We start from the raw sequence: 19,893 nt of genomic DNA, 5'->3' as shown, positions 1-19,893 counted from the left end.
CCCCCCCCCCCCCCCCCCCCCGCTAAAGATGATCATGGAGGGTTCGGGGTGTTCCGACTCAGCAGCTTGTGCCACCAGCCACCCGCCCGCCGCGGCCGCCTGCCGCGGGGTCCGCTGGCCGCCCTGCTGCTGGCCGGCCTGGTCGCGACCGCCTGCGGCAGCAGCCAGCCGGACAGCGGCACACCGCCGCGCACCACGCCGTCGTCGCTGACCAGCTCGGCGGCGTCCACCTCGGCCGCGCCGTCAGACAGTCCCTCCTTCGCGAGCGAGCTGCCTACCACCGCCACGCCGGAACCCACCACGGCCATCCCGGAACCGTCTGAGAGCGGCCTGCTCGGCGGCTCCTCGATCGGCGGCACGGCTGAAAATGGCCAGGGCGACCGCGTCCACCTGACCATCACCTTCGACGCCCCAGGGCCGGCCAGCGACATCCTCAACACCGTCATCGACAGCTGCCGCAGCGCCGTAGCCGCGGCCAACTCCAGCTTTGAGCGCTCCCTGGCCGTCACCGTCCGCGTCAGCGTGGAAGTCACCTCGGCGCTGCCCACCACCGTGGTCCTGAAGCTCGGCGACCACGCCCAGGCAATCGGCGACGGTGAGACCGAGCCGGCCCACGGCGTCCGGCTCTGGGCCAAGAACTACTCAGACGGACCGCAGTGCGGCAGCTCGATCAGCGACGTCAAAGAAGCCGCCAACATCCGCTGGACTGACGTCGCCCCTGGCAGCATCAACCGGTGGACCGGCTGGCTCATCCTGGCCGGCAGCATCACCCCGAGCGACCCAACCGGTAGCAAAAGCAGCCTCGGCGGCCTGCTCATCTCCCCGCACGTCACCCTGGCCGGCAGCAGCACGACCATCCGCTACCTGACGTCGGAAAGCCCACACCTGGTCAGCTGCAGCGCCCACGACGCGGCCGCCGGCACCGCCAACTACGTAGCCGTCCGGCCAGATGACGCCCAGCGGCTGGGCTGCGGGCGGGCGCGCTGACCCTTCAGCGGGATTCCGGTTGGGGATGAGTACTACCTATGTTGGACATGCCAGCAAGACGAATTCAGTATGCTTCCGCGCCTGCGGCGGCATGATTGGTTAAGCAACGCTATTCGTCATTCTATGTCTCTGCCAACTGACTTGCCGTTGAATACCTTCCACGAGCGACACCGCAGGTCGAAAGCCAATTTCACTTCGTGCGCGGCTGATATCTGCGATAGAGGCGGGTTGATCACCAGCCCGTTCCGCGCCTAAAGCCAGGATCGGTTGCCGGCCCGTCGCTTCTGCAATAGCGTGCAACACTTCTCGCAAAGACACTGCAGAAGCGCCTGCAAGGTTAAATGTGGAGCCGACACAGTCCTGATAAGTTGCAAGCTTTATACCCGTAACACAATCATCGATGTAGGTTGCGGAACGCAGGCTATTAAGTGGTTGTGTGATCATGACTGGTTGATTCAAAAGCACCGCATCAATAAACCTGTTAAAGGCCATATCTGCCCGCTGCCCTGGTCCATACACTGTAAAGAGGCGTAGAATCGTTAGCGGCAGCCCAAAGGTACGTTCATACACCCGCAGAATATCTTCTGCAGCCTTCTTTGTTACTCCATAAGGGGATAACGGCTGGCCTATATAAGTCTCGATGGCACTATAGGCACCACCGTACACAGACGACGACGAAAGGTGGATAAATCGGCCGACTCCAAAGTCAATTGCCGCTCTAGCGAGTCGAGCCGTAGCGGTCACATTACATGAAAGGTAGACATCGATATGTTCCCAAGACGGAAGAAGACCTGCCATTCCAGCGGAGTGCACCACGACGTCGATACCCTTCACGTAAGGCTCTAATGCTGCCACACGTAGGTCGATCTCGTAGAACTCGATCACCCCACGGAGACTCGCGAGGGTCTCCAGCTTCTGTTCGACAGCATAGGGGATGGGGATCAAGGAATCTACGCCGACGACTTGATGGCCATCCTTTACAAGTGCTTGGGCAATATGAGAGCCAACGAATCCTGCAACTCCTGTAACTAGGATGCGCAAATTTCTGCCCTCCGGCATGGAAGCTGCGACGGTTCAGCACCTCGCAGTGCGACGAGCCCAACGGTTACAGGCGTCACTTCGGCTGCAAATTAGGGTTTCTAGCCATTTGATCAAGCTTTAGCACATGCGCAACTGAAGCTGCCGCAGATGACAGCTTTGATGAGAAGTGATCATTAAAATATCCGATTGCTCGGAGCCCGATAGCTGCTCGCTCTGCTGATGACAAGCTGACGCACATGCCTATCGCCTCGCTGATGCTCTTGATATCAAGTGGGCGAGGTATCGTGACACCTCTTCCATCAGACAAATGCTCTCTAACTCCTGCTATATCGCTACCCACGACAATAGCCCCCGTCTTGAAAGCCTCCACTAACACGTTGGGATGACCCTCGCGAAAAGAGGGCAGGAACACAATATCTCCGAACCGAAAGGGAGGCTTGCCAGTATAGCGTCCGCAGTAACAAATATTCGACATAGGCTCTTGGAAATTCTTCAATTCATTTGGGCCATAAAGCCTCAAGGTACGTGATGAGCCACTGACTGGCCATGCCTGGCATAACGCAGACAGATTCTTTGAGGCAGCGGCTCTTCCGCAATAGACGAACCACGGCTCGGGGCGGGAACTGGAGAGTGCGTCTTCAGCGGCTCTTCGGGGGGTAGACGTATTTGGCTTAATGATTAGCTGCCGTACCTCACAGTTTCTACGAAGTACTTGCGCTGATCTGTCATTTAAGCAGTGGAAAAACATAGTGGAGCTATGTTGCGGCGGCATCTCAGCTAGCGCCCTTGTGGCTCTTCGTGCATCATCGGTAGTGGGGCACCGGATTACAATGGGCACCCTTTGGGCGAACCTAGCAAGGCGCCTCAGTTGTGCACGCTCTAGACCATCGAATAGGCGAGCGCAGTAGATGATACTAGTACCTTCATCTAGTAGGCCTTCGAGGGTTACCGCAGAAGCTTCATAATCCGGCAGGCCGGCCCTTTTGATTAGCGGCGACCGTAGAGTGGGTTCCACCACATTGACCTGCTCAAAAGCTAGGTGCCGCAACAAGTCGACCTTCAGCTGCTCAACTTGTCGTTGCAGGCCTCCTATCTCGTCCTGGGGGCGACAGGTCCAAATCGTGCATCTCATCAGACGTTGGAATTACGTACGTCGTTTGTAACGTATCCTCCCACGCGCACATGTGGGTAAAGCCGTACTTGTGCCATGACTGATGCGCCAGGCATCAAGCTGACCTGTGTTCCCGCGACGACTTGCCGCCCAAGAACCGCTCCATGGTGCACGGCTTTGCTCTCGTACCAGTGATTCTCGCAGCAATGCACACGAGTAGGACGTCCAGTGACTGTCTTTGTCGCTGTTGCAAATGAGAATCCTATGTTGCAACCGGCCCCTATTATGCTCTGCCCTATTACCGCACTGTGGTGTATTTGCGTGTTGTCAAAAATCACAGCCTTATCGGTTTCGACCAAGTAGCCGAGATGGCATCCAGGAAACACTAAAGTATGTCCACGCAAGTAGCAGTAAGGGCCGACATATGCACCGGGAAAGATGACCACACGCTCCCCCAATATCGCAGTGGGATGAACAATTGCATCTCGTGCTACGAGTGGAGAGTTATCAGGTAAGAAATCGATGAGGACATTCATAATGTTGTCGATAAGAGTATGTGCAGCTATCAGCGACTCTTCGTCAAAGGTCGCTAGGTTATGAGGAGCAAATCTTTCTTGCAGGCGAGCAAATACGCCCTTCAACGCCGGCGCGTTTGCCAGGTCTGCAATTCCACTCATTTTTGCAACTCAAGCTTCGCGCCAGTATCGCAAGTGACGGTGATGTTGGTCGTCTGCGAAGATGCTGGCGCTACCTGACAGCGCAGGGGCGTGTCATTTTCGGTGTGAATCAATAGCACAACGCCGGCAAGCACCCAGATTGCACCAGTAATAACTGTGGCGCCTTTCATGAGTGTGGAGGTTTCCATGTTGAGGAACCCTAAGCGATGGCTAGGCTCACTTGCTTGCGCATTATGAAAGTAGCGCAGAAGCGGTATCGATGGCTCCATCGAAAGAGCAGTGGCCTCCTGCTCGATCCGGCTAACCACCGTTTCCCATCTTGCAACATACGCCTTGCCACGACGGAGGACGAGATACCAAGCGATTGAAAGCAAAAAGCCAGCAATCACCGGAATACCACGAATTGTGGATGGCAAGCCACTAGCGGCACTACCATAGAATGCGAGTAGCACCCCTTGCACGATTAGGAAAGCGTTGTTCCGAGTCCAGTATAAATCCGACTCGTGCATCTGGCGACGTACAGCGATTTCATACAGATCGAACCGACGCGAGTCATTTGCCAAGCCACTCCCAAACCCTTTCAAAGATCTGGTGATGTCCGCTGTCAGACGGATGGACTCCGTCGTCGTAGTTGCTAGGGTCTAGGTGCATGTCAGGTGCCTCAATGACCTCTACATTGAAGTTTGAAGCGAGGTCGCGAAGTGTTTCTTCGTACCGAACGATATCTACATTGAAATACTTTTTATCTTCTTTCAAAGGAGCTGACCGTGCCTCGTCCACCCTTAAAAGCGATAGGAGCCCTACGCGCCGGGGGCCATTCGTAACCATACGTAACAACTGTTCGAGATCTGAGCGGAATTGGTCAAGCTCAGTTTCGTATTGCTCTTGATCCGCACGATACCGGCTATCGTTCAGTCCGATGGCTAGGCAAATAACGCTGTACCCTGAGATATCTTCACTCTGAAGTCGGTCGTAAAGCTCTTGAGCCGTTAGGCCCCCGATACCAATTATATCGGTGGGTATGGAACTTGCTTCCGCAACCTGTTGCGCCCAACCATGCTTATTACTTGCGCCAACGCCTTCAACAAGGCTATCGCCAGCGATCAAAAGCCGTTCACTCATCTTCTCCGCCCGTCTTTTAGATGTGTATAACGATGCCTATGATTATGTCGAAAGTTGTCGATCTTGTCGAGTTATCGGGACGCTCGTGGGTCGGCTCTATCAAGCGGGCTTACACCTCTGAGGACTTCAGCTGCGTGATCGTATCAGCGAGAAGGAGCGCCTTCGTGGCGTTTCCGTGTACACGAGTTGCTCTACCTGGCGCGCAGCCGGCGCTGAAAGCTCGGCTGCGGCAGGACTGTTTGGCCCGCCGTTCTGCCGAAGGCTAGGCAAATCTTCATACACTCCACCGGCAGTCTGAAGTCCTCGAGTCAGGCAAGGCGCTTCCAAGATCCGCGCCATCGCCGAAACCCAGGGTCGGTCTAAGCTTCACCTCGTGGCATCACGACACCAGTTCACCGACGCGCAAGTTGACCAGGCGATTGCCTACCTGATCGAGCAAGCTGCAGAAGACCGCGCCGAGACTCGTTCTTACACCTTGGTCTTTCGCGCCGGTGGCCTCGATGCTCCCCAGGACATGTACAAAGACGGGGCCGAGCAAGCCGTCAGCAAGTTCATGGAGGCAATCCATTGGCGATGCAATCGTAACGCCGACCTACCGCCGTTAGACAGCCTCGTTGTCTATGTGGCTGGTCCTCGAATGGGCCATCCGGGCCCTGGCTACTTTCGGGTGAACAACCATAGCGACCCCTTCGACGTTCGGACCCGGCCGGAGGCAATCGAACCAGCCATGGCGTTCTGGCGCGCTGAGGTTGCACAGTGCAAAGCTTGGGGCATACGTAGCCGACGTGAACGCGCGTGAGTTCGGTGCCGGACGGCAGGGCATTCAGCGTAAGCGCTGGCGGCCCTTAGGACAGCTGGTCAATTATCTTGCCAAGCCGCGCAATCGACTTGCCGTTATGCTGCTTGGCGAGCATGTAACCAAGAACTAGGCCTCGATCGAGCTGCCCTTTGCTTCTAAGATCACGTAGCAGGCGCTTCGCTTGCTCTTGACCGTATCCTGATGTCCACCCGTTGTTGCCGTAGAAATGCAGTCGATCCAGCTCTTCGCGCAGCAGATCCGTCCTTGTATCGGGCGTTGGTTCGCTGGTGATCAAATTGAGCGCTCCTACCTCCATAGCCCAACCGGACACTGGATCCGAAACTGACTCTACGACGGCAAGGGAGGCACCGCGGGCGTACCGAGCGGCTAGCTGAAACGTCTCGTAGTCGGGCACGTAGACGAGTACTGGACCATGTCCAGAGCTGGGCCGGTTGCTACGCGGCGTTGTCGCCTGATAGTTCTGCGCTAGCCACTCGATGGAGTCAACACCGCACGACCATTGCGACTGGGTCGGAGTCACTAGCAGGGGTGCACCGCCGCTCCGCTCTACCTCTGAGAGCACCCATGCGACTGCCAAGTCTGCCGCTTCATCCCAGGGCCGCCTGGGGTCGTCATCCGGCACCCACGCAGCGACGTAATCACTCTCGGCCATGTCTTACGGTATCCCGGGTGGTTCGCTGGGACTTTGAATAACCCGCTTACCGCCGAGTCAGCGAGGGGAGCCGCTGCCCCAGCTCTGTCCACCCTCAGCGATGAGACATAAAGTAAGGAGTTGGGCGCAGGCCGGTTCTGACGGCCTGCTGTCGAGTTGCCGGTAGCGGTTCATCCGGTTGTAGCAGCTCGTTGGTTAGGCGCACCAGGAATCGCACCTGCTCTGTTGTCCCTCGTATCCAAGCTGAGGGTGACAGCGTGCTGTCGATCAGGCGATCGCGAATCGTTGCCAACTCGACCCACGCTTCATCTGCACGGGTACCCGTCTTGGCTATGAGCTTGACGGGCGTGTAGGGGTCGGTGGGGTTGGCCTCATCGTGGCTCCGCGCCGTGTACCCGACGGCGTTCCAGGCGTGACACGCTAACTTGTCGCCAAAGCCGTGCTCGGCAGCAAACTGGCGGAAGCCACCTTTGGTCAGAGCGACGGGCGGCCGCTCGGCTTCATGCAGTCCGCGTTTTATCGAAGCGAGCTGCTCTTCCTGGTGTATCGGTGCCACTTCGATGCCTAGTTCTGAAGCCAGATGGCCGATCGATCGAAGTTGTTCTTCTGTTAATGACCGGAAAAACTCACCACTGAGTACAAGCCCATAGGTTTGCTGGGCCTCAGGAAGTGGTGAGTCTTGCAGATGTTCGCGTTTCATAAACTAGTTATATAATAGCATATTATGTAGGAATAGTCCAGTACTTTCTAGGCTTCGGACTTAGTAGCGAGCAGTAAGACTTTGTGGCTCGAACTACTTCATCGGGGTTTACGGCGCCGCATCGATTTGTGGGCTGACCCCATCTTCTGTTGACGGTAGTCGTCAATAACAGATTGAAAGCTACCAACCGTCCGAACCATTTCGAGGCAGCCAAGAGCCAGCTCTTTTCCACTTGGCATGTCCGTCAAGTCAGGCCCATCTGCAAAATCACGGAAACCTTCAAGTATTAATACGAGAGAATAGGTCTGCACCCAGCGTTCAATCGCTTTCGGGCTTTTTAACCGCGGCATCCCCAGTGTCTCACGCCAGTCGTTCATGTCATCCGGCGTGGGCGGACCGGTTTCTAACAAGTCAAGCAGAAATTGTGGCGGCGGAGTGCTAACCGATCCACTGGCTGCTTTTCTGCCCTTGGATATCTGCATCCAGGTATAGAGAAAGTCCCCACTTGATCGACGCTTGACTGTAGAGGCGAGCACTTCAGCATACGCTTTACCATAAGTAAGCTGACCCTGCCGAGCCGTGATGAAAATCAGTTCCCAGAGCGGATCTATCAAGAACTCGTCGGCGGTACCAATCTCCTCAAGTTCATCTTCCGACGGCGTGTCAGAAATCAATAAATAAGCGTCTAGTCGCACCATAGCTGTGGCATGACTGGCAAAGTAACTAGCGACATCTTCAGGTTCCCAACCGGCATCGATCAAATCACATGCCTCCCAGGCTCCTTGATCTATCTTGGAAGAGGTGGCGTAGCCGTATATGCATGCGGCCGTATGACGCCGATTTTCGTGCCGTAGCCGTCGGATGATCTGGGCGGTCAGTGTGTCTAGGTAGACACGCGAGCCGTTGACGTGCACTATCCCGAGTTCAAGGAGCGGGCGCATGGCCGAGACATAGCGCAACCTTGCAGTGGTCTCGTTGGTCATGTAGAAGCCTGGGTTCACCACCAAGTAGGCCATGGCGCACCGCTCGGTGAGGTTGGAGTGCCCAGCAAAGGCGAGAAAATCCAGTAATTCCAGCGCCCGTTTTTCGTGCTGTAAGTTGGAAAGCATTCTTCGATAAATGCTAGATAAGGTTTGTTCCCCTCTCGGAGCCGAAGCGTCCAGCACTGACGTCACGTCTCGCCGAACCGAACGGCAGAAGTCGTACACATCAATGTCACCGAACTGGTTTAGTAAAGCGCAGGCCTGGTTCAGGGCACGTACTCGGCCACCCATAGTGATGGTAATGATGCTGCGTGCGCGTTCATCGAGTTCAGGACACTGCTCAGATATGAGCTGCTCTGACTCTTCGTTCGTCAATTCTTCAACCGAAACGACTGGTGCGTGATCCTCCGGCGGAGCAGCGCTGCCGGTAACAATGATCCAAGACCGTGTCACATCAGGGAGCAAGTCATCGACAGCACCAACATCGGCGTAGCCGTCTAGGATAACGATCTCCGGCGCGCTGGCATCGCAGAGCAAGGCCGCGAAGCCCCGCCGCAGCGCATACGCACTCGTCGTCGTGGAATCCAGCCCGCCCCGAGCGTCTAGCACTTTGGTGATCGACAACAACAACGCATCGGCACTATCCGCTTGGAGGACAACAGAATCTCGGTCGGCGAAGTGCTCGCGCGCAAGGCGGGACTTACCAGTACCGGGCTCACCAATGAGATAGATGGTGTTGCGTCGTCGCCACCGCCAGTCCTGGTCGGCTGTAGCTAGCAGCCGTTCAATCGCGTCAGCTAGTTCGGTTCGCAAAACGTATGGGGTGGCTCTGGTGTCCAAACTGGAGCTCTGCGTGCTGCTCTGTACGGCTTGTATCTCACTTGCAGTCAACTCAAGAATACGCCGCTCGTACTTGTCCAACCGGCGAAAGTGACGTTCTGAAACGTGCAGTATATTCTGGTAAATGTGCTCGCGACGTGAGGAAGATTTCTTCCAACCTTCCTCACCTAGACCGAATTCCCAGCGGGCGGCTTCTTGGTAGGTTGGGTTTTTGATTTGCCCGACTGCGGTGTTCAGAAGCCGGCCCACCGCTGCATGTACCGTGCCCGCATTCGGATGCAACTGCTTTGCCTTGGCGATGATCATCGGCATCTGTTCGGTTCGAAGCGTGCCGGCCGCCAACACGCCCACATCGCGCAGGTGGATGAGCTCGCGAACCATCGGCGAAACGCCAGGCTGTTCATACCAGTACGTCGGCGTTCGCGGTGCGCGGCTCTTCGTCACGAACAGAGATGTTCTCAGAAGCTGACCGGGTTGACCGGGAAATGGCCGGAGTAGGCCCGGTTTGACCCCTCAGGGTTCCCGTAGCGGTGATCTAGCCAGATCACGCAGACAGGAGAGAATCAAATGAACGAGATCTCACGTCGCTACAGGGCAGCAGGAGGATCCACGTCTGTTCCTGACGGCTTCAGCCGCGCGGCGGCCAACCAGCTCCAAGCCAGGACTAACAGCGAGGTCGCGGCCGGCATCATCATGAACACTCGGCTGTCGGTGGCACACTTCGTGACCAGCACCGCCCTGAATCACGCCACCGGCTTAGCTCATCAGGCTTACGCGCTGGGCGATGGGGACGAGTACCTGGCCAGCCGGCTTGGTGCGCTGGTGGACGGCTACGTCCGCTACGCCCACGAGGAGATCGCCAGCTTGCGGCGGCTGGCGTGAGCGTCGCCGGGCAGGTGCAGGCCGCCGGCGCTGACAGGATGCCGGGGGGAAGTGACGGTGAGCAGCTCGCGCACGGCTTGATCGCGGCGATCAACGAGCACCTGAGCGAGCTGCTGGCCTTTAGCGAGCGGCTGGCGCTGGCTGAGCAGTCACGGATTGACGACCTGGAGCAGCTCATCGGGGAGCATGCCGTGCGGGTGCTCCAGCTCGTACAGGGCAGAACTACCCCGTGAGCGACACCGTACTTCTCGTGGGATTGCTGTGGGGGTATTTCATCCTGGGCGTTGGTGCGACGCTCGCTTGGATAGCGTGCAGCACAACCAAATGCGCTCAAGCCCCTCCCAATAACCAGCTCCGAGTAGAGGTCAAGGCAGTAATCCATCGCCTCGACAATACGGCCGAGCTTGTCAGGTCTCAGATGCACGACGTGCTGCTCGGTCCGAACTGAGCGCGTGGTGAACCCGAACCCGCGCTCTTGGCTGGATCAGCTGGTCGGCGGCTGTTGGAGCATATTGCTGGGCGCAGCTGCCATTTATCTGGCAGCTCGCCTAATTCAGGCGGTCTGGCTCACCGCCCTAAGCATCCTCGGCGTAATCAGCCTAGTGGCCGTCGCCATCTTGGCAGTGCGGTCCCGCGGCCAGCAGTGGTAGGCGACGCCGCCCGATAAAAGAGGGCCAATTCAAGAAAAAGTTAATGCCGTTCTACCGAAGAAAGCGCTGCTCCAGTCGCTGCTGTGCTACCGCAACATAGTGTTGACCGAATTGGCAATCGATTGTTAACTAGCTCGGCCCGCTGATTAGCCCACTCATCCACTAATTGGCCCAGAAATATCAATCCTGAAATGAAAGGAGGCCACCGCTATGTCTCGAACCTACAAAGACTCCCCCAACGGCAAGCGCCGCGGCCCCGGCCGGCAGCGCAATATCTCGGTCCGCGCCGTCCGGCGTGACCCACCGGATCTGCGCAAGCTGAGCCGGGCGCTCATCAGCCTGGCCACGGCCGAAGCCGCCGCTGAGGCTGCGGCCGAGCAGCCGGACGCTGTTCAAGCGGCGGACCAGCCCGACGCCGAGCCGGCAGGCCAACCCAGCCCCGGCAAAGATGAGGACGACCGTGTCTGATCGCCTCGTCTGGCGACAAGCGCATTGGCCCCGGCCGCTCGACGCGGCCGGGGCGGTGGCGGTCCCCCGGGCCTGGGCGGCTGACCAGCGCTCGCCGCAGATCGTGCTGGAGGCCCGGGCGGACGAGCGCGGCGTGCAGTACCTGCTCGGCGCGCCGGCCGCCGCTGTAGCTTCCGTCGAGCGCCGCTTGACCGCCGCTGTGCCCGGCGCCGCTCTAACTGAACCCAGCAGCGAGCGGCAGGCCGTCACGGCAGCTGGCCGGCTCAAGCTGTCGACCCGGCACCGGGCGCTCCGGACTGATCTGCCCGATGTAGCTACTCGGCAGGTCCTCAGCGCGCTGACGGCTGTCAACAAGGGCGAGCTGCTCGTCCTGCAGCTGGTGCTCGGCCCGCGCCGGATTCCGCTAGCCGTGCCTAACCAGTCGCCGTCCTCGATCGTCATGCCGTGGTACCAGGTCGCCTGGCGCGGTAACGGCGGCACGGTCGACGGCGAGAAGCGGGCGGCGCTCCGCGACAAGGTCGGCGAGCACGGCTTCGCCGCCACGCTCCGACTCGGCGCACTCGCTGCTGATGCTGCTCGGCGGCGCAACCTCATCCTCAGCCTCTACGCCGCCCTGAGGGTCAGCGAAGCCCCAGGCCTGCAGACCAAGCTGGTACGCGAGCAGCCGGAGCAGCTCAACCGGGCGGCCCGGCCGTGGCGCTGGCCAATAAGGATTAACGTCAGCGAGACGCTGGCCCTGACCGGCTGGCCGTTCGGTGACGACGACTTGCCCGGCCAGCCGCCACTGCACCCCAAGCAGGTCGCCCCGGCCCAGTTCGCAGGCAAGAGCGACCGCATCGTGGGCGCGGCCCTTGCGCCCGGTGTCAGCGGACAGCTCGGCTACTCGGTGACCGACGCGCTCCGGCACTCCTGGGTCATCGGGCCGACCGGCACCGGTAAGAGCACGCTGCTACTCAACCTGATCGACCAGGACCTGCGGGCCGGCCGCCCGGTCGTCGTCATCGAGCCGAACGACCTGGTGACTGATCTAGTAGCCCGCATTCCGACAGAGCGGCGAGACGACGTCGTCCTGCTGGACTGCCTCGATGCATCTCCCGTCGGCATCAACCCGCTCATGCGCCACGGCCGCAGCCCGGAGCTGGTGGCCGACTCGCTGCTAGCGACCTTCCACGCCCTCTACGGCGACGTCGGCATCGGCCCACGCTCGACCGACATCCTGGCTAACGCCCTCAATGTGCTGGCCCGCCGCGACGACGCCTCGCTCGTCATGCTGCCGCTGCTGCTGACGAACGCCGGCTTCCGCCGCTCGCTGACGGCTCAGGTGGTGCGCGACGATCCGGTCGCGGCCGGGCCGTTCTGGCGATATTTTGAGGGACTCAGCGAGGACGCCCGCTCCCAGGTGATCGCCCCCTTGCAGAACAAACTCCGGCCGCTGCTGCGGCCCAACCTGCGTAACGTCCTGGCCCAGCGCTCGCCGCGCTTCAACCTGCGCCAGGTGCTGACCGAGCACAAGGTGCTGCTGGTGCCGCTCCAGAAAGGCGTCATCGGGCCGGACACCGCCGAGCTGCTCGGCGCGCTCGTCATCGCCGAGCTGTGGCTAGCCGTCCGCGAGCGCCGGGCCGTGCCGGAGGAGCAGCGGACGCCGGTCATGGTCTACATCGACGAGGTTCAGGACTACCTGCGGCTGCCGACCGACCTGTCCGATGCGCTGGCCACCTCCCGCTCGCTCAAGGTCGGCTGGCACCTGGCCCACCAGTACCGCGACCAGCTGTCAGCCGGCATGCGGGCCGCCTTTGAGGCGAACGCGCGGTCACGGATCTGCTTCCAACTGGGGGCCGGTGACGCCCGGGCGATGGCGGCCGGCCAGTCGTTGGTCGCGCCGGAGGACTTCAGCGCCCTGCCGGCCTACCACGTCTACGCCTCGCTGATGCGCGCTAACTCCGTCCAGCCGTGGGCCTCAGCCACCACCCTGCCGGCGCCAACACCGTGCAGCGATCCCCTCGACATCCGGGCGCGCAGCCGGGCCGCCTACGGCCGACCGCTGGCCGAGATCGAGGCCGACTTCGCTGCGCTGCTCGACGGCGACGGCACCACTGGCAACCCGACCATCAACCTCGGTCGACGCAGGCGGGCCGCCCCGTGACCGCCGATAGCCAGTCCGGTCGCTGGTCCGCTCGCGTGGCGAGCGGGGCCGCCGCACCCACCGAACTACCGGACCTCGGGCAGCAGTCTGCGCCCGAAAGTCTCACTGGATCAGTGAGACCAGTGCCCCCTGAGCGCAGCCGGCCGGAAGGCCCCAAACGCACCGGCCGCGGACCCGCTAGACGCGGCCAGCGGGAACGGGCCGACCGGCTGAAAGCCCAGCTCAGTGCCCGTGACCTCAGTGTTCTCTTCAGCCTGGACGCCCACCGCTTCCTGACCACCGAGCAGCTCATCCGCTTTCACTTTGCCAACCACCGCACACCGGCGGCGGCCGGCCGGATCTGCCGCCGGGTGCTGCAGCGGCTGTTCGACTTCGGGCTGATCGAGCACCTCGACCGCCGCGTCGGTGGCGTCCGGGCCGGCTCAGCCTCCTACGTCTGGCGGGCCGGTGCGGTCGGTGACCAGCTGCTACGCCTGCTGGCTGACGACGCCGGTCGGCCGCGGGCCCGCCGTAAGGAGCCGTCGCTGCGCTGGCTGGAGCACTGCCTACTCACCGCCGAGGTCCACCTCTGCCTGCTCGACCTAGCCCGGGCGGGCCGAGTCGAAGTGCTGTCGGTCGTGACCGAGCCGCGCTGCTGGCGGCGCTACACGCCGATGAGCGGTGCCCCGGAGACGCTCAAGCCGGACCTGCTGGCGGTGACGGCCCAGGCCGAGTTTGAGGACCACTGGTTCTTTGAAATTGACCGGGCGACCGAGAGCCTGCCGACGCTGCTCAGTAAGTGCGCCCAGTACGAGGACTACCGGCGCAGCGGCCAGGCCGATGACGTCCTGCCGCTGGTTGTCTGGGTGGTGCCGGATGAACTGCACGCTGCCAAGCTGACGGCCGGCATCACCGCCAGCCGGACGCTCGACCCGGCGCTGTACCGGGTCTGCACGCTGGCCAGCCTGCCGGCCGTCATCAGCGGGAGCCCGGCGTGACGATGCCACCGCGTAACCAGGTGCTCGTCGGCGACGCCCTCACCGAACTGCGCCGGCTGCCGAACGGCTCGATCGACACGGTGGTGACCAGCCCGCCCTACTTCCGGCTGCGCGACTACCAGATCGACGGCCAGCTCGGTCTGGAAGGCCACGTCGACGAGTGGGTCAGCGGTCTACGAGCCGTGGCGCGTCAGGTGCAGCGCTGCTTGGTGCCGACGGGAAGCTTCTGGCTCAACCTGGCCGACACGTACTCGACGCACCCGAGTCAGGGGGCCGGTCGCAAGAGCTTGGTGCTCGGCCCGGAACGGCTCGCGCTGAGCTTGCTGAAAGACGGCTGGCTGCTCCGCAACAAGATCATCTGGACTAAGGCCAACTCGATGCCGAGTTCAGTCCGCGACCGACTGACCTGTCGGTGGGAGGCGGTTTACGTCTTCACGCGGCAGCCGAGCTACTTCTTCGACCTGGACAGCGTCCGGCAGCCACACACCAGCCGACACCAGGGCAAGCTGCGGCCCGACCACGTCCGGCCCAGGAGCCGCGAGATCTGGCGCGGGCCGAACGGTGACGACGCCTCCGGCCTGGAGCTCATGAAGGCCCGCGGCATCGTCGGGCACCCGCTCGGCAAGAACCCCGGCGACGTCTGGCAGCTGGCCTCCAGCGGCTACCGGAGCGGCCACCACGCCACCTTCCCGATCGCCTTGCCGGAACGGGCCATCTCGGCCGGCTGCCCCGAAGCCCGCTGCGTGAGCTGCCGGTTGCCCTGGCGGCGCCAGCTGATCCGCTCGCTCGGCGGCACGGCGGTGCGCGGTGCGCTCGGCCCGAGCTGCGGCTGCGACGCGCCCTCCGAGCCGGGACTAGTGCTCGACCCGTTCTTCGGCGCCGGCACGACGGCGGTGGCGGCCGAGCGGCTGCAGCGCGACTGGCTCGGCATCGAGCTGAACCCGGCCTTTGCCGAGCTGGCTAACCGCCGCATTCAGGAGGCCCGAGCCGGACCCGCCCAGCGGGCCGCCTGACGCCTCGTCGGTGTCATGCGGTCGAGCAACCGTAAGAGAACTGCCCTCCTGGCAGATCCGCTCGCCCGCACAGCACCGAGGAGGTGTGCCATGTCCCTAACGGACAACGGCTCAACCGGCCGGTCCGGCGTGAAAACGCTCGGCATTCGGTTAGAGCCTGACCTGCACGCGCAGCTGAGCCTGATCGCCCAGCTGCGGAGCACCACTATCACCGATGAGATCAAGGCAGCGCTCGAGGCCCACGTCACGGCCGCCAAGAGCCTGCCGGAACTCTCGGGCCGCGCCGACGCCGTCCTGGCTGACATCGACCGCGATGCCAGCGCCCGGCGGGCCGCCATCGCCAGCCTGTTCGGCACCACCGAACCGGCAGCACCAGCGGCACCAGCCGAAGCGGCAGAACCGCCCACTGGCGACCCGGAACCACCCGCTCCGCAACCCAGCGGCCGGGCACGCGGACGACGCGGCGGATCGGAGGAGGCAGGTAGCTGAGAGGAGGTAACTCCGTCAGCTGGCACCACTCGGTGCCAACCCTGGCAGGGGCCGGACGGTTCGAGACAGCTCCTGTCTCACCGTCCGTCTCTGCCAGTCACACCAACCAATGAGAGGAGGTCAGCTATGACTCACGAACAACCACAACCAACTGAGAATGCGCCAGCGCCAGTACTGGCAGAAAGCGCAGGCACTGTCGCCGAAGCCGCGCAGCCGCCGATCGCCCCGCCGCGGATCTGGGTGGGCTCGCTGGCCGACTACAACGACGGCCTGCTGCACGGCGCTTGGATCGAGGCCGCCCGCGAGCCTGAGCAGATCGAGGCCGACATTCAAGCCGTGCTGGCCGCCTCGCCGTGGACGGCCCGCACCGGTGAACCGGCTGAGGAGTGGGGCATCTTCGACTTCGACAACTTCGGGGCCTGCCGGCTTGATCAGCACGAGGACCTTGCTTGGGTTAGCGGCGTCGCTAGGGGCATCGCCGCGCACGGGCTGGCCTTCGCCGCCTGGGCTGACATCGCAGAAGACCGCGAACTGCTGGCCGACTTCGACGAGGCCTACATCGGCCAATACGACAGCCTGCACGCCTACGTCGAGCAGCTGATCAACGACCTCGGCTACGACCAGCTGCTCGACCGGGTGGTGCCGCCGAGCCTGCGGCCCTACGTCAAGATCGACCTTGCTGCCACAGCGCAGGACCTCGACGCCGACCTGCATACAGTGGAAGCCGCCGAGGGCGGCGTCTGGCTATTCAATGCCCGATAATCGGCTGCCGGCTCAATTAGCCTCCGCCTACCCGCAATTTCTGACCAGAATTCGCCGCAATTCGCCCGCTCAGCAAATTGGCCGGCAACTTAGGCTCGCCTTTTTAATAATCGCCCCATACCTTTCCTCCTCGGCAATTTCTGAAAACCGACGGAGGACACGCACATGGGCAATGGACACCGCAGGAGCAGCCAGCCAGCCGGCGACGACGGCGGACCGGTGGCAGCGATCACGGCCGCCATCCGCGAGCAGGCCTACCTCACCTGGGCCCGCTACCGCGAGCCCGAGCAGGACACCAGTAGAGCCCTATTCGAACGGGCCTATCTCGGCCACTACAGCAGCGTCGACGCCTACGTCGTCCAGCTCGTCGACGCCTACGAACTCGACGCCAAGCTCGACGCCGCCATCGCCGAGCCGTTCCGCCGCCACGTTGATATCGACATCACAGCGCTCGGCCGCGCTCTCGTCGCCCGCACCACCATTTACACGCTGCAGGCCGTACCGGTCGGTGTCTGGGTATTCAACGGCGAAATCGAATAGGCAAGCCTATCCTCCACCGCGGAATAGACAATTCGGGTCGCCTGAGGGAACCAATTCGCGTACAATAGGTAATGAAATGCCATTTACTTCTCCAGCATTTAATTACAGGCAGCTACTAAGCAGACTGCTGCTCGTGCGCCACCCGGCGCTCTACTACCCGCCATTTCGCAGCGACGGTCAGTTGGAGGTTGTTCGATGAAACGAACCCCGGCACTAACGGCAGCATCTGTCACCGCCTCAAACCTATTGCTAGCAGCTTCCTACCTGCGGGTATCGACCAAAGAGCAAGCCGAGCGCGACGGCGATCCAGAGGGGTACTCGATACCGGCCCAGCGGGAGGCCAACCGACGTAAGGCTGACGCGCTCGGGGCGGTGATAGCCGTTGAGTTCATTGACCGCGGTGAGTCCGCTCGGTCAGCCGCTCGTCCACAGCTACAAGCGATGCTGGCTTACCTCCGCGAACACCCGGAGATTCGCTACGTGATCGTGCATAAGGTCGACCGGTTGGCTCGCAACCGCATGGATGACGTTGAGATCAACCTGGCGCTGCAAAGGGCTGGCGTCACGCTGGTGTCAGCGACCGAGAACATCGATGAGACACCCTCCGGGATGCTGCTGCACGGCATCATGAGCAGCATCGCCGAGTTCTACTCCCAAAATCTGTCCAGCGAAGTCATCAAGGGCATGAGCCAGAAGGTCAAGACGGGCGGCACTCCCGGCAAGCCACCACTGGGCTACCGCAACGCCCGCATCATCAACAGCGAGGGCCGTGAGGTCCGCACCATTGAGCTGGACCCTGAGCGTGCCGAGTTGATCCGCTGGGCCTTTCAGACCTATGCCACCGGCGACTGGTCACTGACAGGGCTGGTGGCCGAGCTGGAACTGCGCGGGCTGACCAATCTGCCGACGCCGAAGTTCCCACTGCGACCGATCCGAGCCAACCACCTCTACCTCATCCTGACCCACCCCTACTACAAAGGCGACGTGGTCTGGCGTGGTGCCCGTTACCCCGGGCGGCATCCCAAGCTCGTCGACGAGGCGACCTGGCGGCAAGTCCAAGAAGTCCTGACCGCGCGTGGTACCGGCGAGAAGCAGCGCGAGCACCAGCACTACCTGAAGTCCAGCGTGTTCTGCGGCGACTGCGGCAGCCGCCTAATTATCACCAACGCCAAGAACCGCCACGGCGCTATCTACCCATACTTCGTCTGCGTCGGACGGCACCAGAAGCGCACGCCGTGCACCCGTAAAGCGCTACTGATTTCGGTTGTCGAGGATCTCATCATCGACTACTACGCCACCGTCGAGCTGGATCCCGAACTACGCCAGCACATTGAGGCGACGCTGACGGAGGAACTGCAGGCGGCTCGGACCCAGGCCGAAGCCCTCCACCGCGAACTCAGCAACCAGCGCCAACAGCTGACCCACGAACGAACTCGGCTGCTGCAGGCCCACTACGCCGGAGCTGTCCCGCTGGAGCTACTGAAAACGGAGCAGGACCGGATCACCGGCCAGCTGGAACTCATCGAAAGCCGCCTGGACGCCACCAGCGTCCACTTCGACACCGTGCAGACCAACCTGAAATCCGCGCTCGACCTGGCTGACGACTGCAACCGCGCCTACCTGCAGGCAGACGACCGAACCCGCCGGCTGCTCAACCAGGCACTGTTCGACATGATCTACATCGACGAGGACGGCGTCCGGGCCGCGCTCGCCGAACCGTTCAGGACGCTGCTCGGACCCGAAATTATGGCAGCCGCCGGACCAGGGCACCGCCCGAACGCTGCGGCGGTACCCAGCGCAGCCGAGGCTCCGACCGAGGCTCGAAACAGCCGGTCCGATGTACGCCACGACTGGAGCGCCGCCTACATCCGTCGCATCCGTGGGCAACGACCCAAAACGAACAAACCCGCATCCGTTCAACACGGTGCGGGTTTGAAAGACGTCACTCTGGTGCGCCCGGCAGGATTCGAACCTGCAACCTCTTGATCCGTAGTCAAGTGCTCTATCCGTTGAGCTACGGGCGCGTCTGAACCGAGGGCCGAGTCTAGCGGGTGGGATCAGGGCCGACCAAAACGGCCCGGTCACCCCGACCAGCCAGCCCGGACAGCACGAAGCCCCGTCCGGGGACGGGGCCAGGAGCTGAGCGGAGGCTCGGGGATTTGAACCCCGGATGGGCGATAAACCCAAACCGCATTAGCAGTGCGGCGCCATAGACCGGACTAGGCGAAGCCTCCTCGGGCCGTCCTGAACCAGCACGGCCGTCAGCCGCACACCTTACTGGTCAGCCGGTGACCGGGCCAAAGCGACCCAGCCGAAGCCACCGCCGAAGCCACAGCCGATGCCACCGCCGCCCAGCGTCAGCGAGGGCTGACGGCCGGCATCACGAAGCCGTCGATCAGCTCCACCAGCTCGGCGTCGCTGATCGGCTTGCGGCGCAACACCACCCGGTGGATCAGGGTGCCCGCCAACACCTCGGGCACCAGTACCGACACCGCATCCGGACGCACCTCGCCGCGGCGCACGCCGCGCTCCAGCAGGCGCAGCAGCACCTGCTTGCGCGGGTCGAAGAAATCGCACTCGAAGGTCGAGCAGAAGGCGGCGTCGCGCAGCGACTCGCCCATGATGGAGCGCATCGCGTCCCCGCCGAGGCCGGTCATCAGCTTGCTGATCCGACGGGCCAGGGTCAGCAGCGCGTCCCGGGTGGTGACCTTGTCGTCGAGTTGCATCTCGACCGCGCCCAGCAGCGGGCCGGACAGCAGGTCCCCAAGCGAGTCCAGCACCAGCTCCTGCTTGGTCGGCCACCGGCGATAGATCGAGGCCTTGCCGGTCTGTGCCCGGGCGGCCACCGACTCGATCGTGACGCTGCCGTACCCGCCGCAGGCCAGCTCGGCGATGGTGGCGTCTTTAATCGCTCGCTCCAGCTCCACGCCGCGCTTACGCTGCCGCCCGGAGTCCTCTCCGGAGGTCTCGAGCGGTGGTGTGGACACGGAACTCATGGAGCGCTGGCCGCCTTTCCATCTGGGTCCGGGACTGCGG

19 protein-coding genes and 2 tRNA genes are annotated in these 19,893 nt (G+C 62.0%); 11 read left to right on the top strand and 10 right to left on the bottom strand.

The genetic code is table 11. From position 1 onward, the window contains the following. Window positions 1-48: 48 nt before the first annotated feature. Window positions 49-987 carry a hypothetical protein gene (locus tag VF557_07790; GenBank protein ID HEX8080094.1) on the top strand — a complete coding sequence of 313 codons (939 nt, stop codon included), beginning with the start codon at window positions 49-51 and terminating at the stop codon, window positions 985-987. 99 nt (window positions 988-1,086) lie between these two features. On the opposite strand, the gene VF557_07785 is transcribed toward VF557_07790, so the two are convergent. From VF557_07785 to VF557_07775, 3 genes are all read right to left on the bottom strand, one after another. After that, complete coding sequence (locus VF557_07785) at window positions 1,087-2,046, bottom strand: SDR family NAD(P)-dependent oxidoreductase (GenBank protein HEX8080093.1); 960 nt, start codon at window positions 2,044-2,046, stop codon at window positions 1,087-1,089. A gap of 1,766 nt (window positions 2,047-3,812) precedes the next feature. Beyond that, window positions 3,813-4,268 carry a hypothetical protein gene (locus VF557_07780; protein ID HEX8080092.1) on the bottom strand — a complete coding sequence of 152 codons (456 nt, stop codon included), beginning with the start codon at window positions 4,266-4,268 and terminating at the stop codon, window positions 3,813-3,815. Between the two features lie 100 nt (window positions 4,269-4,368). Next, window positions 4,369-4,938: a GDSL-type esterase/lipase family protein gene (locus VF557_07775; protein HEX8080091.1), complete on the bottom strand. Its 570-nt coding sequence runs from the start codon at window positions 4,936-4,938 to the stop codon at window positions 4,369-4,371. A gap of 373 nt (window positions 4,939-5,311) precedes the next feature. Here VF557_07775 and VF557_07770 point away from each other — a divergent pair, with 373 nt between their 5' ends. Next, entirely contained in the window at window positions 5,312-5,737 is a 426-nt protein-coding gene (locus VF557_07770) for a hypothetical protein (protein ID HEX8080090.1), read from the top strand. Window positions 5,738-5,783: 46 nt separating this feature from the next. Here the strand turns inward: VF557_07770 and VF557_07765 are convergent, their stop codons facing one another. The 3 genes from VF557_07765 to VF557_07755 form a co-directional block, all read right to left on the bottom strand. Beyond that, a complete protein-coding gene (locus tag VF557_07765; protein ID HEX8080089.1) occupies window positions 5,784-6,032 on the bottom strand; it encodes a hypothetical protein in 249 nt (82 codons plus the stop codon). A 472-nt stretch (window positions 6,033-6,504) separates the two neighbouring features. After that, the gene (locus VF557_07760; GenBank protein HEX8080088.1) at window positions 6,505-7,110 is read right to left on the bottom strand and encodes a hypothetical protein; all 606 of its coding nucleotides are present in this window, start codon (window positions 7,108-7,110) and stop codon (window positions 6,505-6,507) included. 98 nt (window positions 7,111-7,208) lie between these two features. Then, entirely contained in the window at window positions 7,209-9,377 is a 2,169-nt protein-coding gene (locus tag VF557_07755; GenBank protein HEX8080087.1) for a hypothetical protein, read from the bottom strand. Between the two features lie 249 nt (window positions 9,378-9,626). On the opposite strand from VF557_07755, the gene VF557_07750 reads away from it, so the two are divergent. From VF557_07750 to VF557_07710, 9 genes are all read left to right on the top strand, one after another. Then, window positions 9,627-9,815: a hypothetical protein gene (locus VF557_07750; GenBank protein HEX8080086.1), complete on the top strand. Its 189-nt coding sequence runs from the start codon at window positions 9,627-9,629 to the stop codon at window positions 9,813-9,815. After that, entirely contained in the window at window positions 9,812-10,048 is a 237-nt protein-coding gene (locus tag VF557_07745) for a hypothetical protein (protein HEX8080085.1), read from the top strand. Before VF557_07750 ends, VF557_07745 begins: the two co-directional genes overlap by 4 nt. Window positions 10,049-10,675: 627 nt before the next feature. Further along, window positions 10,676-10,933, top strand: coding sequence for a hypothetical protein (locus VF557_07740; protein HEX8080084.1), 258 nt, complete (start codon window positions 10,676-10,678; stop codon window positions 10,931-10,933). After that, window positions 10,926-13,076, top strand: coding sequence for a hypothetical protein (locus tag VF557_07735; GenBank protein ID HEX8080083.1), 2,151 nt, complete (start codon window positions 10,926-10,928; stop codon window positions 13,074-13,076). The genes VF557_07740 and VF557_07735 overlap by 8 nt, the downstream gene beginning before the upstream one ends. Before the next feature lie 122 nt (window positions 13,077-13,198). Further along, window positions 13,199-14,053 (top strand): replication-relaxation family protein, encoded by an 855-nt coding sequence (locus VF557_07730; protein HEX8080082.1) that lies wholly within the window; start codon window positions 13,199-13,201, stop codon window positions 14,051-14,053. Between the two features lie 2 nt (window positions 14,054-14,055). Next, the gene (locus VF557_07725) at window positions 14,056-15,066 is read left to right on the top strand and encodes a site-specific DNA-methyltransferase (GenBank protein ID HEX8080081.1); all 1,011 of its coding nucleotides are present in this window, start codon (window positions 14,056-14,058) and stop codon (window positions 15,064-15,066) included. Between the two features lie 90 nt (window positions 15,067-15,156). After that, entirely contained in the window at window positions 15,157-15,555 is a 399-nt protein-coding gene (locus tag VF557_07720; GenBank protein ID HEX8080080.1) for a hypothetical protein, read from the top strand. A 126-nt stretch (window positions 15,556-15,681) separates the two neighbouring features. Next, window positions 15,682-16,317, top strand: a complete 636-nt coding sequence (locus VF557_07715; protein ID HEX8080079.1) for an antirestriction protein ArdA — start codon at window positions 15,682-15,684, stop codon at window positions 16,315-16,317. A gap of 165 nt (window positions 16,318-16,482) precedes the next feature. Continuing rightward, on the top strand, window positions 16,483-16,857 hold the full coding sequence (locus VF557_07710; GenBank protein HEX8080078.1) for a hypothetical protein: 375 nt from the start codon (window positions 16,483-16,485) through the stop codon (window positions 16,855-16,857). Window positions 16,858-18,333: 1,476 nt separating this feature from the next. On the opposite strand, the gene VF557_07705 is transcribed toward VF557_07710, so the two are convergent. The 4 genes from VF557_07705 to VF557_07690 all read right to left on the bottom strand — a co-directional run bounded on the left by VF557_07705 (window position 18,334) and on the right by VF557_07690 (window position 19,853). Beyond that, window positions 18,334-18,627: a hypothetical protein gene (locus tag VF557_07705; protein ID HEX8080077.1), complete on the bottom strand. Its 294-nt coding sequence runs from the start codon at window positions 18,625-18,627 to the stop codon at window positions 18,334-18,336. A 178-nt stretch (window positions 18,628-18,805) separates the two neighbouring features. After that, window positions 18,806-18,881, bottom strand: a tRNA-Arg gene (locus tag VF557_07700). Window positions 18,882-19,001: 120 nt separating this feature from the next. After that, window positions 19,002-19,091, bottom strand: a tRNA-Ser gene (locus VF557_07695). A gap of 123 nt (window positions 19,092-19,214) precedes the next feature. Beyond that, window positions 19,215-19,853, bottom strand: coding sequence for a TetR/AcrR family transcriptional regulator (locus VF557_07690; GenBank protein HEX8080076.1), 639 nt, complete (start codon window positions 19,851-19,853; stop codon window positions 19,215-19,217). Window positions 19,854-19,893: the final 40 nt, after the last annotated feature.

Source organism: Jatrophihabitans sp. (assembly GCA_036389035.1).
Lineage (GTDB): Bacteria > Actinomycetota > Actinomycetes > Mycobacteriales > Jatrophihabitantaceae > Jatrophihabitans_A.
Note: the sequence above shows the minus strand (reverse complement) of the source record. Positions and strands in the feature narration are given on the sequence as shown.